This window comes from Peribacillus sp. NPDC097225 (assembly GCF_044761955.1).
In the GTDB taxonomy this organism is placed as follows: Bacteria; Bacillota; Bacilli; order Bacillales; family DSM-1321; genus Peribacillus.
In genome coordinates this window covers 165,138-180,691 of record NZ_JBIWDJ010000003.1, presented here as the reverse complement: position 1 = coordinate 180,691, position 15,554 = coordinate 165,138, and the positions used below count along the sequence as shown (strand labels likewise).

The following is a 15,554-nucleotide window of genomic DNA, read 5'->3' as shown; positions in this document are numbered from 1 at the left end:
TTCGTCTCATAGGCGATGTAAGGGAGACTTTTTGGACATAATAAACTTGGTACTTATTGCCATTTTAATTGCTTTAACAGCATTTTTTGTAGCTTCGGAGTTTGCGATTGTTAAAGTGAGGAGCACGAAGATCGATCAATTAATTGAAGAAGGTAAGCCGAATGCCCTAGCAGCAAAGAAGGTCACATCCAATCTCGACGAATACCTGTCAACATGCCAACTGGGAATTACAGTTACGGCATTAGGACTTGGGTGGCTGGGAGAACCGACAGTTGAAAGTATTTTGGGCCCGCTTCTCACTCAATTAAATATCCCTGAATCTGCTTCACATATCCTTTCAATCGCGATTGCCTTTTCTTTGATCACCTTCATTCATGTGGTGGTGGGAGAACTGGCACCAAAGACGATGGCCATTCAAAAAGCAGAGCAAGTAACATTATTCATTGCCAAACCGCTAATTGGATTTAACAAAGTCATGTATCCTTTCATCTGGGTACTTAATGGCTCTGCAAGAGTGCTAACAAAAATGTTTGGATTAAAAGCAGTTTCTGAGCATGACTTGGCTCATACGGAAGAAGAGCTTCGCATCATTGTTTCAGAAAGCTATAAAAGCGGCGAAATTAACCAATCTGAGTTTAAATATGTGAATAAAATTTTTGAATTCGATGATCGCATAGCAAAGGAAATCATGGTTCCTCGTACCGAAATCGCCACGATTTCCAAAGATGATACCATACAGCAGTTTTTTTCCATCATGGCTGAAGAAAACTTCACTCGATACCCAGTTATCGATGGTGATAAAGACCATATCATCGGACTGGTCAATATCAAGGAACTTTTCACGGAAATGATAGACAAGAAAAATCAGGCAACATCTACGATCAATCGTTATGTTCGTCCGATCATTCGTGTCATCGATAGCATCCCCATCCACGATTTACTATTAAAGATGCAAAAAGAACGTGTACACATGGCAATCCTCATGGATGAATATGGCGGCACATCGGGATTAGTCACCGTTGAAGATATCCTGGAAGAGATTGTCGGTGATATCCGGGATGAGTTCGACTTAGATGAAGTCCCTGACGTTCGTAAAGTGAAGGAAAATCATTATATTATCGATGCAAAGGTATTGGTCAGTGAAATAAATGATTTACTTGGCATCGATATCAACGATGAAGATATCGATACGATGGGTGGCTGGATTCTTACCGAGAACTACGAAGCCAAACAAGGCGATATTCTGAATTATGGACCTTACCATTTTAAAATAAAAGAAATGGAAGACCACCATATCAGCTATATCGAGATTTATAAACCTGCAAAAGCAGTAAGCGAAGTAAAGGAATTTCCTTTAATGTCGCAGACTGAAATCGTTTCTTAATGGAAAACCCCGCCCTAGTTTATTAGGACGGGGTTTTTTCTACCCTACATCATGGCATCTTCCATGATTTCACTTTCATTATGGTACATGAGACAAAAAACTTTCATATTATAGTAAGAAATCCCCCTCTATTTATAGTGATTGAGGTATAGTTCTACCTTTCTTGTTTCATACTGTTAAAGAAACATCATCATAATTAAGGAGTGAAGACTGATGAAAGTTATAACCATTTGCCAGCAATGCAAAGGGAAAGGCAAAACTCGCTATCTACAGTTCTTTTCACGGAACTGCAATCATTGTAAAGGAAAAGGTAAAACGGTTAAAGATATGTCCAATTCAGTAAACTCCATTAAGAATTTCTAACAATGGCTCATATTTTAAAATGATGAAGCTTGATGACACCAGCCCTCTTCAATGTATTATAAACGATGAGAATAGCCGGCCCTAGGAAAAGTCCGATTACCCCCAGCACTTTAAATCCTAAATAAAGACTGACAAGCGACGCTAGCGGGGTTAAACCCATATTTGCTGAATAGATTTTTGGCTCAATGGTCCTCCTGACAACGGTTATGACCAGGAACAAGATGATTAGACCAATGCCAAGGTGATGATTTCCTTGCGTCCATACAATGACAGCCCAAGGAACGAGCACTGACCCTGTTCCCAATATCGGGAGAATATCGACGATGACGATTAAAAGAGCCAAGATCAAGGTGTATTTCACATCTAGGATCCATAGTCCCGCATAGGCCATCAAGAACGTGAATAAACTCAATACAATCTGCGCCCTAAAGAACCCGACAGCCGCCATACTAAGATCTTGATAAACCATGGTGATTTTTTGGTAGGTTGACTCCCTTAAAAAAGAAACTAGCTTTCTCTTCAACATCGGAAGCTCAAGACTGATTAAGAATAAAGCAATTAAATAGATTAAGAAATCTATAAAAAAGGCGGGTACGAGCGTAACAAGCTGAACCATGTCCTGGACAAAGTCCTTCGTAAACCCCTCAAGAGCCATGACCCCTTTTTCCATCGTAAGTTCGATTGACTGAATGAGATTAGGCGGCAACGTTTGGGAATATTGCTCCCATTGCCTGATGACCGGCAAAATTGCCGTGAGATAAATTTCTCGAATTAAAATCGGTAGCTTTTCAGAATGGACGATAATCCGTTTGATTAGAACGGAAAGCGAGAAATAAATCAAGCCGATAAAGCCACCTACATAGATAATGAAGGAAACCAACACGCCCCAGAGGCGATGTACGTTTAACATTTTGCTTATAAAGTTCACTAATCCATCCAATATGATGGCGGTTACTAGAGCAAAAATCAGCGCCCACGAGTAAGGAATCAAGAATATAATCCCTAAAAGGATAGCCGCCTTCCAAAACCAGCGAAAAAACATAGCGAAATTCAATTACTACACCCCCTTGCCCTTTCCTATTTCTCCTATATTTATGAAAGAATCTCCCATATATTTCGGTTATACGTTTTATTTTCTCATTTCAAGGGAAAAGATAAGGAAAGAGATGGAGGGATCGATTATGGATAACTTAAAAAAAGATAAAACTCTGCAGGAACGTAATGATAAATCCAAGGCTTTCAAAGAAAATCAAGAGAAACAACTAGAACGTGATCAGCTTGTCATGCCCATCGACGATTTGCCACTAGAAGACATTAAATACGAAAAAGAAGAAGAACGAAATAAAGAAGAAACCAAACACCGCTCCGCAAGCGAAAGAATTTAACGACAAAAAACCAGCTTCCATGCTGGTTTTTTTAGTTGATATTTTTGTAAGGGGCAAATTGGAAAAAGATAGTTCCCCATGATTTTCAAGACGCTACTTAAAATTTCTGTATGTTTGTCGTATAATACAAAGGGTCATTCTCTTTTTGGCACTTGTTTATGTTCAACTACTCACAAAGTACGACAAATGATACCCCTTACATGTCTTGAAGATAAAATCGGTTATGAGTAAAATGAATCATATGAATCTTTCTTTATCTTAGACTTTTTCAATTTATAAATTATAATGAAGTGGCCGCTCATTATGAAGGAGAATTATATGAAAAACAAACAAAATCAGCTATTCCATCAACATTTACAATTATCCAGAACTATCGTAAAAAATATGAACGAACAGATCACAAGCCTGAATATTTATCATAACCAATGGACAATCTTGAATTATTTAAAGAACTGTGGTTATTCTACCATCAATGACATATCCAATTATCTAGACGTTGATAGCGTGATCATTACCCGTTCCGTGAATAGCATGGAAGAGAACCATATGATCAAACAAGTCCCTGGGAAGGATGAAGAGGAAAAGCGAATTGAACTCACGCCCAGAGGAAAAGAAGTACATATGAAATGCATGAAGATTGCGGATAAGATCGAAGGAAAAGCCTTAGATGGCATTTCCGAAGAGGAGCAGGACTTATTTTTCCAAACACTGCTTAAAATTCTAAATAATATTAGAGATTAATTGCCATCATTCTTTTAAATCCCTTTTATATAAGCGATTCAAAAGCTAGAGCCACGCCTTTTTTAACAGGCGAATCCCTTCTTTGATATCTGATTCAGATAAACCGCCATATCCCATCAAAATGGTTGGATGGTTGTCTTTCTTTGAATGATAAACTGAAGTGGGGTACACCTTCACTCCCTTTCTTTCAGCGGTTTGAATAAGCTCGGCTTCGGATTTATCACTATGGACTTGCACTAGAATATGTAGTCCGGACTTCTCTCCTATTACCGTTATTTGATCATGGAAGGTTTCTTCTAGTTCAGCAAGCAACACTTGATTCTTTTTTCGATACAAGATTCTCATTCTATTCAGATGCCGTTCCCAATGGCCATCTTTTATAAAAAGACAGACCGTTTCTTGGATCATTTTGGAAATGGTCTGTTTGTATCCTTTTAATTTTCTTTGGTAAAGATCGGCTAACTCAGGAGGTAGTACCATATATCCCGCTCTAATCGTGGGAATCAATGATTTAGAAAACGTGCCTAAATAGATTACCCTTCCACCTGTATCCAGACCTTGCAGAGACGGTATAGGTTTGCCTGTATGTCGGAATTCTCCATCATAGTCATCTTCAATAATATAGCCATTCTTTCTACCTGCCCATTTCAATAATTCCACCCTTCGTGATATGGGCATGATCATTCCTAACGGGAATTGGTGAGAAGGGGTAACATAGGCGATATCAGCTTGGCTTTCCTTTAATGATTCCACACACAACCCGCTTTCATCACAAGGAATGAACCTCATCTCAGCTCCCTCCACTTTCAATACTTCTCTCACCCGATGAAACCCGGGGTCTTCCAACCCAAATACTCTCTCCTTGCCAAGAAGAAGCCGCAAAAGATGAATGAAATACTGTGTACCCGCTCCGATGATGATTTGATTAGGGACACACCGCACCCCTCTTGACTGAAAAAGGTAGTCCGCAATTTCGTTCCTAAGACCATGCTCCCCTTGAGGGTCCCCGCTGATGAACATGTCCCTTTCCTGAAGGTACAGCGTATTATTCATGCACTTTTTCCACACGGTATGTGGGAAGGAGTCGATATCCACATGGCCATAATGAAAATCTATCATGTTGGTTACAATTGGCAAAATGGTCTCTGGATTACTAGTCGTGGTTACTTGCTCCATAATGGAAGAAATCCGATCGATTTCCGCTGCGAAATATCCTTTTCTCACCCGGCTCTCCACATACCCTTCCGCGATTAGCTGCTGATAAGCTGAATCCACCGTATTCAAGCCAATACCTAAATGAACGGCTAGCTTTCGTTTTGAGGGTAACTTCATTCCAGCCTTTATTTGCCCATTCTGAATTTCCCTTTTCAAATAGTGATACAGTTGAACATATAATGGTCGATCCTTTGTTTTTTCGAGTTGAAAAGTGATTTCGTACATGGCGCCCACCCCTTTACTGGTTCCATAAATTATAACAGTTCTGGTTCTTATTATAGTACCAGATTTTTTTTATAATCAGGATATTACTTGATTGGAGGAATGAACATGAAGCCGTTTGAATTAACCGGGAAATACGTTTCACTGGTACCCCTGATGGAAAATCATATCGAACCGATTTACACAGCCTCCCTCCCCAAAGAAATCTGGGTGTGGAGTGCGACGAAGATTTTGTCTCATCAAGACGCTGTGGAATTTGTACAGCAAGGCATCTTATCAAGGGAAAAGAATCAGCACCATCCCTTTGCGGTAATCGATTCTTCGACTCAATCGGTTATCGGCAGCACAAGCCTAAGGGATATACGATTCGATAATCAAACAGTGGAAATCGGCTCGACCTGGTATCACCCTTCAAAGTGGAGGACAGCCGTCAACACCGAATGCAAATATTTACTTTTACAGCATGCCTTTGAAACGTGGCACATGAATCGTGTAGAATTCAGGACAGATGAGCTGAACAGAGCTTCACGTGCGGCCATTGCTAGGCTTGGAGCTGTTGAAGAGGGGATGTTACGAAAAGAAAAAGTACTGAAAGATGGGAGAGTCAGAAACACCATGGTGTTCAGCATCCTCAAAGAAGAGTGGCCGAATGTGAAGCAGAAGTTGGAAGGGTTTTTGGGGAAATGAATCAAGAGAGTGCCCATTCATTTGGACACTCTCTTGACCATGGATTAATTTTCGGATGATTGTTTATGAGCTGTACTTTCCTTCTCCTTTTGCTGTAAAGATTCATTCTGCTTTTTAATAGAACGAATGAATATGAATACGACAATAGCGAAAAAAAGTGGCATGAGCAACGCAAACAATAGATAAATGGAATCGCCGAAAAGCATGATTTTTCCTCCTATGCTCTATCCAGTAAGATGGGATGCCTACATTGGATTGATTTCCCTAACGGCATTAGGTGCTCCCGATGGTTTGAGATAAACGAATCATGTCCCTGCACTGTATCCCATTTTCATAAATGGGCTCTGGATAATTCCTCGTGAAAAAATCGCGATCGATTTCGGTTATTCTAAATCCACATTTTTGATAAAGGGCCAGCTGCCCCATCCCTGAATTACCCGTGCCGATTTCGATGGAGTGATACCCCAGTGACTTCGCATGATGAACCGCATGATTGACCAGTCTTTTCCCCTGGCCTTCACCTTGGTATTGTTCCGCTACAGCAACGTTGACGATTTCTATCGTGTCATCGGACAATTCCTTCAAGACATACACGCCGGTTATCAGCCCATCCGATTCAGCGACAAAACACGTGCCCCTCTCCAAATAGGTCTCAACCAATTCTTTTGAAGGATCAGCAAGCAACAGTAACTCCATCGGTGGTGCCTCGCCTGGATTCAAGGGTCTAATTTTCATGACATACTCTCCTAGATTCTATATTCATTTCTTCAACCAACTCTCCCATCAATACCGAGGCGGGAAGCGTTCGACTCCGTTTGTATCCTTCTCCTGCCCATAGAGCCATCAATTCAGGTTCGCCTTTTTGTCCCGCCACCTTTCGCATCTGTTTCGTCATGTGATGAACATAAGGATAGGCTGCCGGGGCGACCCTGTCATATTCCATTAAGAAGCGATTCACCAACCCCCGAGCACGGCGGCCGCTAAATGCCCGGGTGATCGCCGTTTCGGTAAACCGTGGATTATGGAGCGCTGCCTTATGAGCTGGGCTTGCGCCACTTTCCGGGCAACATAGAAAAGCGGTTCCCAACTGTGCCGCTACTGCCCCTGCTGCAAGAACACCGGCAATGTCTTTTCCATCCATCAATCCGCCTGCGGCAATTATCGGCACGTTCGTTTCTTTTTTTACGATCTTGATCAATTCCAAAAGCGCTTGGTCACTTTCTGACTCGTTATCAAAACTGGCACGATGGCCGCCTGCCTCAATCCCTTGTACACAAAGGATATCCGCTCCCGCCGTAACTGCAATTTGTGCCTCTGTAGGGTTCGTCACCGATACCGTAACAAGCGTACCGGCATGTTGGAGTTCCTTGATGATACCGGATTCTGGACACCCAAATGTGAAACTCACAACGGCGACCCGGAGTTCTTTTAACACGGCTATTTTATTGACCCAGTCATCATCGTCGCTCATGGGTTCCCCTATTGAAGCCCCTACACTTTCCGCCTCTTTTTGTATTTTTTCCCGGTAGGCGGTGAGTCTGGATTCATCCACAACCTCTTTACTTGGCACGAACACATTCACGCCAAAAGGCCGCCCAGTCAATCGGCGCACCTCTTCCATTTCGTTTCTCATTTCCTCTGCAGTTTTATATCCAGCTGCGAGAAACCCCAATCCTCCTGCAGCAGAAACCGTTGCGGCCAGTTTCGGTGTGGATGCGCCTCCAGCCATTGGGGCTTGAATGATGGGATATTTCATTAAATCTTGAAGCATTTATAACAGGCCCCTTTCCATTTTTCATGATTCACTTATCAAAGTTATGTTTTCTTGGTATAATGATTGTCTGTAAGAGAAAAGTGTCTTAACTGATCACCCTTTATATCTTGCAAATATAAATCATAGGTGGTAATTAAAAAATGGAAACAAAACCATATAGAGTTTTATTGTATTACTTGTATACACCAATCGAGAATCACGTAGAGTTCGCTGCCGAACATCTTGCGGCATGTAAAGAACTTGAATTGAAAGGCCGGATTTTAGTTGCCCAGGAAGGGATCAACGGTACGGTATCCGGTACAATCGAACAAACCGAAAAATACATGGACATGATGAAAAGCGATCCCCGCTTTGCTGATATGGTCTATAAAATCGATGAAGCCGATGGCCATGCCTTCAAAAAAATGCATGTCCGTCCAAAAAATGAACTGGTTACGCTTCGATTGGAAGATGACGTCGATCCAAACCAGACGACAGGGAATTACTTAAGCCCAAAAGAATTTTACGAGCAAATGCAAGATGAAAATACAGTCGTACTTGATGCGAGAAATGACTATGAATTTGATTTGGGTCACTTCCGCGGCGCAATCAAGCCAGATATCACGAATTTCCGTGAACTTCCGGAATGGGTACGTGAGAATAAAGAGATGTTTGAAGGTAAAAAAATCCTTACGTATTGCACAGGCGGAATCCGTTGCGAGAAATTCTCCGGATGGCTTGTCAAAGAAGGCTTTGAAGATGTCAGCCAGCTTCACGGAGGCATCGCAACGTACGGAAAAGACCCTGAAGTGCAAGGCGATCTTTGGGATGGTCAAATGTATGTATTCGATCAAAGAATTGCCGTTCCGATCAATCAAAAGGAACATGTCATCGTCGGCAGGGATATCTTCTCCGGAGAACCATGTGAGCGTTATGTGAACTGCGCGAACCCGGAATGCAACAAGAAAATCCTTTGCAGTGAAGAAAACGAGCACAAACACTTACGCAGCTGTTCCCACGAATGTCGGGTGCACCCACGTAATCGCTATGTAGTAGAGCATAACTTGTCTGAAGAAGAAGTCGCAGAACGACTACAACTTATTAAAGAAACGGCTACAGCAGAATAAGCCATGAAACCCGAATCAATCGACTCCTTGTCCTGATTCGGTTTTTTTTCATGCTTTTCTCTTACTTCTATATCACGATAGAAAAATCCTTTTTTTTCAGCTTTTTTGTCTATGGTTGAATTAATATGTTGCGTGGTTGAAATATTGCTTGGTATGGTTGAAATAATTCGGATTGCGGTCGAATTATCGCCGTTCGTGGTTGATTTAGGCCAAGCTAAGCTACAAATAGTATGTAAAAAGCGATTCCTCCATAGAAGAATCGCTCATGCCCTTACTTATCTGTGCTTACTACAATCCCGCATGCTTGCCTGTCACCGGCATCACCTGTTTTTAACGTGTCCTCATTCGGGCCCTTTTCTCCATCCGCTTCATAATGGTCAGGAATATTGGCAAAGTTGTCCGGATTTGCATGAACGATGACCGAAAGCTCTTCTTGCTTCAGTTGTTCCACTGTCATGTTATCCAACGCGGCTGTATATTTGGCCGTTCCATCTTCTTTAGCAAAAAGAGGAAGCATATCCCCAGCATGATTGGAGTGCTTTTCATCTGTTGGATTGAAGTGCCCCCCGGCTGTAGTAAAAGGCCCTTCCTTTGCATCCGCTTCACATGCTGCATTTTCATGAATATGAAACCCATGATAACCGGGTTCTAACCCTTCCAGTGCCGCTTCGATCAAGACGGAATTCTCTTCCGCGGAAAAATTGACAGTACCTAAAGTTTTACCCGCAGTATCCTTAACTTCCGCCTGTGCTTGTGGGTCCACTTCCGTTTGGGTTCCCTGTACCGGTTTTGAATCTTCCACGGTTTTGTCTGCATTCGTTGAGTTATCCTCTGAATTGCATCCATACAACAAAAAGGCGGCACATGCTGGCAACAGCAGCTTTTGCTTATAGTTCATCATCAGTACCCTCTCTCTCTCTTTCATTTATGTATAGTCTTCTTAATCATTTCCACTATTTTGAAAGGATAAACAGAGAGAGGGATAAATGGGAAAATAGATTCTATGAGCATGATAAAAAATCTAACTAATCTCACAGTAAAAGATTTTCCATACTAGTTTATTAGACTCACCTCTTATAATGGAATCACCCCAAGAATGATAGCCACGATCGTCATAACAATCGTTGTCCCACAAGCCCATTTAAATAGAAACTTTTGATGATCACCAAAGTCCACACCAACCAGCCCAATCAGAATGAATGTGGCAGGAACCAAGGGTGATAAGGGAAAACCTGTTGTGGAGTGACCTAATAAAGCGGCCCTCCCGATTTCAACTGGGGCAATTCCAAAGTTCGCCGCAGCCTCGCTAATGATGGGAATAATTCCAAAGTAATATGCGTCAGGTGAAAAAATGAAGCCCATCGGAATGCTAGTAAGTGCCACAACAACAGGTAGATGTGCACCAAGCCAATCTGGAATAACGGTCACGATGGAAGAGGCCATCGAATCCATCATCTTCGTTTCCGTGAAGACGCCCGTGAAAATACCCGCTGCAAAGATAAGTGTACAGATCATAACAAAACTATTGGCATGGCTTAATATCCTTTCCTGCTGTTCTTTTGGATTTGGAAAGTTAACGAATAATGCTATGGCAAAAGCCGAAGCGAATAAGATTTGTAGAGGCAACACTTCCATTACCAAAAATACCATTAACGCGATCGTCAATAACCAATTAAACCAAAACTTCATGGTTGTACCATTAGTAGCTTCAACCGCAGCAGCCTGTTCACCCAACCCTGAAGGCATTGGTGTCTGCAATGGAGTGATGCCCAATCTGGCTCTTTCCTTCTTCCCAAGGATATAGGCGGAAAACAGCGTCCATATCAGCCCTGCAATCATGACCGGAATGAGCGGAATGAATAAGTCTGATACTTCCACTTGTAGACTGGCTGCTGCTCTTACCAACGGGCCGCCCCAAGGGATGATATTCATGACGCCTGCAGCTAAAGCAACCACACACGCCAATATAAGCCTATTCATCCCTAACCTTATATAGAGCGGCAACATGGCTGTTACGGTGATCATGAAGGTGGAAGACCCGTCACCATCTAACCCTACTAGCATCGTGATGATGGCAGTGGCCAACACAACCTTTAGTGGGTCCCCCTTCACAAGGCTTAGTATCTTGGTAATCATAGGTTCAAATAAACCAACGTCTAGCATCAAGCCAAAATATAAAATAGCAAATACAATCATAACGGCCGTTGGCGTTACCTTTATAATCCCCGCCATCATCATTTCTCCCATTTCCGACGCAAACCCACCGATCAATGCAAAAAGGATGGCAGTGAAAATGAAGGCAACCACTACAGAAAGGCGCTTTGAAATGACCAAAATAAGAAATGTAAAAATCATGCAAAATCCAAGAATCGATAACATGTAGACTCTCCCCTTACTATTTGAAATATTAACTTTCATCAAATATTTTATATTTTCTGAAAAATTAGTATTTAGTTAGTATAACACTGGGTATTTCATTAAAAAACAACTTTTTCAAACTAGATTTTTTTCTTGCCCTGAAGCATGTCTGAATCAAATACATTTAATAGAATAGGGTAAATCTGTATACTGAATAGTAAATATCAGGTAGAAAGAAGTGTTACATGTATATGGATGTTAAATTGGCCAAACGGAATCTTTTCATCATGTGGTTTGCCAACTTCTTCATCGGTGGTAGCATGACGATGGTTCTTCCCTTCATCTCGTTATACATCGGTACATTTGGCAATTATTCAGCACAATATGTCCAGCATTGGTCGGGGTGGACATTCGGAATTACCTTTGTGACAGCCTTTTTGTTTTCCCCCATTTGGGGACGAATCGGGGACCGTTATGGTAGAAAGAAAATCCTGATTGCCTGCGCCTTCGGTATGGGCCTATCGATTTTCTTGATGGGATTTGTAGAAAATGTCCTGCAGTTGTTCTTATTAAGAATGTTCATGGGCATATTCACTGGATTCATCTCCATGTCACAAGCTTTCATTTCCACACAGACACCTAAAGAGATTGCCGGAAGGGTCTTGGGTACTCTTCAAACGGGAAATATAACCGGCTCCCTTTTCGGACCATTGATTGGCGGCGTACTTGCGGATACTCTCGGCTACTCAACAGCGTTTAAGTTCACTTCCATCACAATTTTCGTCTCTGGACTTCTTGTATTCGCAACCAAGGAATATCAAGTTCAGCGACAAAAAGGAACAAAAGCCAGTTATTCGAGCCGGGAGGTCCTCTCGCACATTTTACGGAACCCCATTCTAGTGAATGTCATGCTCATATCAACGATTGTCCAGGTGGCTCATTTCAGCATCCAACCCATTCTATCTTTATATGTCGGGGAACTGCACGGAACTACTAATCTGGCCTTTTACTCAGGCATCGCCTTTTCCGCAGCTGGTCTCGGAAACTTATTGATGGCCAGGTACTGGGGCAGGATAGGCGACCACCATGGGCATATAAAGATTCTGGTGCTCCTTCTTTTCCTCACAGCACTCGTATATTTGCCTGGAGCTTTCATCAATCACTTTTGGCAACTTGTATTTGTACGGTTTGCATTAGGTATAGTCATAGGGGGAATTATCCCTGTAAGGATTGCCTATATCCGCCAAGAGGCTCCCGTTGCCATGCAGGGGGAAGTGCTTGGATATAATACTAGTCTCCGTTTTTTAGGCAATATCATCGGCCCGGCAATGGGAGGGATGGTTGCAGGGTTTTATGGATTTTCAGCCGTTTTTATAACGACCAGCTTCCTGCTGCTGTTAGCAGGACTGGTCCTGTATTTGGCGTTGCATCGCAACCCGGAGTTGGCCCGGCATTCACATTGATTAGAAGACCTTTAGCAAAAAGAAGACACCCGTTAGATGATCCATCTAACGGGTGTCTCCTTTTTCATTCAAACTTACCCAACAAGATGGTTGGACCCTCTCTGTAACAGAACTTTTCTTTGCCCAATTTCTTAGAAATTTTTTTTTACATAGCTATAATAAAATAATATAATATACCTAGTAATATATACCTAACAAGGGGTGTCAACATGTATCCGACCTTCACATATTATGCAAAAGTTCACATCATCAAGGATCAGCGTTATTGTGAATGTGGAATTATTCATAACTACCGGGGAATATTCGAGAAAAAAGACCTGAAGAAGGTTAAGTTTAAATCGGTTTCCGATATCACCTGCAGATCTTGTCGGGAAAAGTTCTTAAACGAAAACCCTAAGACCTAGGAATATCTATTCGTTCCCTCGTTTTCCTCCTTCTGTTTTTTTAAACATTATCGTGTTTTTCTGGATAATTATAGATTTGATTCTTTTTTATGTTAAGATTATTTAAGGTGAAAATCCACAAACCAGACATATCAAGCTTTTGTCGCGGTGGGTAGATTTCCAAGATTTACTTTCTTCTTGGTTTTTTTTGCCTAAAATTAGTTTAAAAGAGGGTTAAAATGCTTTTTCCTACTATCAAAACGGATGAAAGACACATCGTAAAAGACAAACATACCTGTGTATGTGGTACGAGATACAATGTATTCGCTATGTTAACCAGAAGAGATCTTAGAAAGATCATCTTCAAGCATTATAAAGAAGTAACCTGTACAGCATGTAAATCTAGCATTATACATAAAGAAGAATAAGTAGGACATGCCCCCTCCTCTCTCTAATGCTTCAACATACTCATGCAATCAAGTCCACCCCTTTCATAGTATTATTTCATTCATCCCACAGTGTAAGGAACCGGAATTTACTTATGACTCGTAAGTTCAACAAAAAAAGACCATTACGGGTCTTTTTTTGTTGAAGGTGGCCCACTTGGATCTTTCTATTTGGCCTAATTGATATAAATAAGGAAATTTCCATTCAATTATGAATCCATAGATAGAATAATGAAGTCATGCTATAATCTAGTACGTTACAATAGCCAATCCATACTTATATAGAGAAAAAGGAAGTGTCGTTTTGAATATATCTACATTAAAACAGGAGTGGTTTTGCAACGTTCGCGGAGACGTACTTTCCGGAATCGTCGTTGCCCTGGCCTTAATTCCTGAGGCAATAGCTTTCTCCATCATTGCCGGGGTCGACCCGATGGTGGGATTGTATGCTTCCTTCTGCATCGCCATCGTCATCTCCTTTGTTGGTGGAAGACCAGGCATGATTTCAGCGGCGACCGGGGCGATGGCACTCGTGATGGTTGACCTTGTAAAGGATCATGGCTTGAACTATTTACTTGCCGCAACTATATTAACTGGGATCCTTCAAATTCTACTGGGCGTCTTTAAGATTGGGAAGCTCATGAAGTTTATACCGAAGCCGGTTATGACTGGCTTTGTGAATTCTTTGGCCATTATGATTTTCATGGCTCAGCTCACTCATTTCAAAGGGGAAACGTGGGTCATGTATGTCATGACAGCTGGTTCACTTGCCATCATCTACCTATTCCCACGGATAACCAAGGTCGTTCCTTCCCCGCTGGTCGCAATCATCTTCATGACCATCGTGGCCGTTGCAACAGGGGCTACTGTACGGACCGTAGGCGACATGGGGCAATTGAGCGAGGCTCTTCCCATGTTCTTGATTCCGGATATCCCTTTGTCATTCGAGACATTGGCCATCATTTTTCCTTATTCCATTGCCCTAGCGTTTGTCGGATTGCTTGAATCCTTACTAACGGCTCAAATCGTTGACGAAATGACCGATACGGATAGCAATAAAAACCGGGAGGCCAAAGGTCAGGGAATAGCGAACATCGTGGCCGGTTTCTTCGGCGGTATGGCCGGATGTGCAATGATTGGACAATCCGGTATCAACATCAAGTCCGGGGGACGAGGTCGACTGTCCACTTTCGTCGCCGGGGCCTTTTTGTTAATCTTGATCGTGTTATTGAATGATGTCCTCATTAAAATTCCGATGGCCGCCCTTGTTGCGGTCATGATCATGGTTTCCATCGGGACGTTTGATTGGTCCTCCTTGAAGAGGCTCCGTATCACGCCTAAAACCGAGGCGATAGTCATGATCGTAACGGTTATCGTTGTTCTTTATACGCATGATTTATCCAAAGGCGTATTCGCCGGGGTACTCTTGAGTATGATTTTCTTCTCGGCTAAAATTTCAAAAGTGTCTGTCGAGAAAACAGCGGACAACCAGGATCGGCAAATCACTTATCGAATAAAAGGCCAGGTGTTTTTTGCATCGGTCCAGGACTTCATTTCGAAGTTTGATACGAAGGAAAAAGCAGATTCCATCATCATTGATTTTTCCAATTCGAAAATATGGGATGCCTCGGCTGTAGGAGCCGTCGAGAAAGTCATCTTAAAATACAGAGTACAGGGGAAAACGGTTCAAGTGCTTGGCCTTGATCAGGAAAGTTCTCAGCTGCTAAAGAGCCTCGCCTCATATGAAAAGTAAAAGGATGCATGGCTCCCCTGCATAAATTCTTGCTGAACCGCCAAACTAGAGTGAATGATACTCTGGATTGGAGGGAAAATCATGTCATCCGAACAGGATTATACTGCAGCAGATTTATCACCTGACCTTCTCAATGAGTTAAAACTCTTTGAAGGAAAAATACGTGAGGAATCAAACAAAGAGCTTATCGTGATTGCGTATGAAAAAGAGAAAGAAGCGTTGAATTGAAAAAAGGACTCGAAGCCACTTTCAAAGTGGCTTCGAGTCCTTTTTT

Annotated in this window: 15 protein-coding genes; 8 read left to right on the top strand and 7 right to left on the bottom strand. The window is 42.0% G+C overall.

Features of this window, described 5'->3' with window-relative positions; genetic code table 11:
• Window positions 1-31 precede the first annotated feature (31 nt).
• Window positions 32-1,384 carry a hemolysin family protein gene (locus ACIQXH_RS10965; protein WP_402867628.1) on the top strand — a complete coding sequence of 451 codons (1,353 nt, stop codon included), beginning with the start codon at window positions 32-34 and terminating at the stop codon, window positions 1,382-1,384.
• A gap of 370 nt (window positions 1,385-1,754) precedes the next feature.
• Here ACIQXH_RS10965 and ytvI read toward each other — a convergent pair whose 3' ends face one another.
• Window positions 1,755-2,801, bottom strand: coding sequence for a sporulation integral membrane protein YtvI (gene ytvI, locus ACIQXH_RS10960; protein WP_402990271.1), 1,047 nt, complete (start codon window positions 2,799-2,801; stop codon window positions 1,755-1,757).
• A 127-nt stretch (window positions 2,802-2,928) separates the two neighbouring features.
• Here ytvI and ACIQXH_RS10955 point away from each other — a divergent pair, with 127 nt between their 5' ends.
• Entirely contained in the window at window positions 2,929-3,132 is a 204-nt protein-coding gene (locus ACIQXH_RS10955; RefSeq protein WP_402867626.1) for a hypothetical protein, read from the top strand.
• A 318-nt stretch (window positions 3,133-3,450) separates the two neighbouring features.
• Complete coding sequence (locus tag ACIQXH_RS10950) at window positions 3,451-3,873, top strand: MarR family winged helix-turn-helix transcriptional regulator (RefSeq protein WP_402867625.1); 423 nt, start codon at window positions 3,451-3,453, stop codon at window positions 3,871-3,873.
• A gap of 45 nt (window positions 3,874-3,918) precedes the next feature.
• On the opposite strand, the gene pdxR is transcribed toward ACIQXH_RS10950, so the two are convergent.
• The gene (pdxR, locus tag ACIQXH_RS10945; protein WP_402990274.1) at window positions 3,919-5,313 is read right to left on the bottom strand and encodes a MocR-like pyridoxine biosynthesis transcription factor PdxR; all 1,395 of its coding nucleotides are present in this window, start codon (window positions 5,311-5,313) and stop codon (window positions 3,919-3,921) included.
• A gap of 105 nt (window positions 5,314-5,418) precedes the next feature.
• Between pdxR and ACIQXH_RS10940 the strand changes: the two genes are divergently transcribed.
• Window positions 5,419-5,997, top strand: coding sequence for a GNAT family N-acetyltransferase (locus tag ACIQXH_RS10940; protein ID WP_402990276.1), 579 nt, complete (start codon window positions 5,419-5,421; stop codon window positions 5,995-5,997).
• Between the two features lie 44 nt (window positions 5,998-6,041).
• On the opposite strand, the gene ACIQXH_RS10935 is transcribed toward ACIQXH_RS10940, so the two are convergent.
• The 3 genes from ACIQXH_RS10935 to ACIQXH_RS10925 form a co-directional block, all read right to left on the bottom strand.
• Window positions 6,042-6,203 (bottom strand): hypothetical protein, encoded by a 162-nt coding sequence (locus ACIQXH_RS10935; RefSeq protein WP_402867622.1) that lies wholly within the window; start codon window positions 6,201-6,203, stop codon window positions 6,042-6,044.
• A 67-nt stretch (window positions 6,204-6,270) separates the two neighbouring features.
• Window positions 6,271-6,732 (bottom strand): GNAT family N-acetyltransferase, encoded by a 462-nt coding sequence (locus tag ACIQXH_RS10930; protein ID WP_402990279.1) that lies wholly within the window; start codon window positions 6,730-6,732, stop codon window positions 6,271-6,273.
• The gene (locus tag ACIQXH_RS10925; RefSeq protein WP_402990282.1) at window positions 6,722-7,768 is read right to left on the bottom strand and encodes a nitronate monooxygenase; all 1,047 of its coding nucleotides are present in this window, start codon (window positions 7,766-7,768) and stop codon (window positions 6,722-6,724) included. Before ACIQXH_RS10925 ends, ACIQXH_RS10930 begins: the two co-directional genes overlap by 11 nt.
• A 143-nt stretch (window positions 7,769-7,911) precedes the next feature.
• On the opposite strand from ACIQXH_RS10925, the gene trhO reads away from it, so the two are divergent.
• Complete coding sequence (trhO, locus tag ACIQXH_RS10920) at window positions 7,912-8,877, top strand: oxygen-dependent tRNA uridine(34) hydroxylase TrhO (RefSeq protein WP_402867619.1); 966 nt, start codon at window positions 7,912-7,914, stop codon at window positions 8,875-8,877.
• A 271-nt stretch (window positions 8,878-9,148) separates the two neighbouring features.
• On the opposite strand, the gene ACIQXH_RS10915 is transcribed toward trhO, so the two are convergent.
• Together ACIQXH_RS10915 and ACIQXH_RS10910 are read right to left on the bottom strand one after the other, a co-directional pair.
• Window positions 9,149-9,778, bottom strand: a complete 630-nt coding sequence (locus tag ACIQXH_RS10915) for a superoxide dismutase family protein (RefSeq protein ID WP_403123475.1) — start codon at window positions 9,776-9,778, stop codon at window positions 9,149-9,151.
• Window positions 9,779-9,951: 173 nt separating this feature from the next.
• Window positions 9,952-11,256: a CitMHS family transporter gene (locus ACIQXH_RS10910; RefSeq protein ID WP_403123472.1), complete on the bottom strand. Its 1,305-nt coding sequence runs from the start codon at window positions 11,254-11,256 to the stop codon at window positions 9,952-9,954.
• A gap of 230 nt (window positions 11,257-11,486) precedes the next feature.
• On the opposite strand from ACIQXH_RS10910, the gene ACIQXH_RS10905 reads away from it, so the two are divergent.
• The 3 genes from ACIQXH_RS10905 (at window position 11,487) to ACIQXH_RS10895 (ending at window position 15,508) form a co-directional block, all read left to right on the top strand.
• Window positions 11,487-12,698 carry an MFS transporter gene (locus ACIQXH_RS10905; protein WP_402867616.1) on the top strand — a complete coding sequence of 404 codons (1,212 nt, stop codon included), beginning with the start codon at window positions 11,487-11,489 and terminating at the stop codon, window positions 12,696-12,698.
• 1,133 nt (window positions 12,699-13,831) lie between these two features.
• Complete coding sequence (locus ACIQXH_RS10900) at window positions 13,832-15,280, top strand: SulP family inorganic anion transporter (RefSeq protein ID WP_403123469.1); 1,449 nt, start codon at window positions 13,832-13,834, stop codon at window positions 15,278-15,280.
• A gap of 81 nt (window positions 15,281-15,361) precedes the next feature.
• Window positions 15,362-15,508 (top strand): hypothetical protein, encoded by a 147-nt coding sequence (locus ACIQXH_RS10895; protein ID WP_402867613.1) that lies wholly within the window; start codon window positions 15,362-15,364, stop codon window positions 15,506-15,508.
• The last annotated feature ends 46 nt before the right edge of the window (window positions 15,509-15,554 follow it).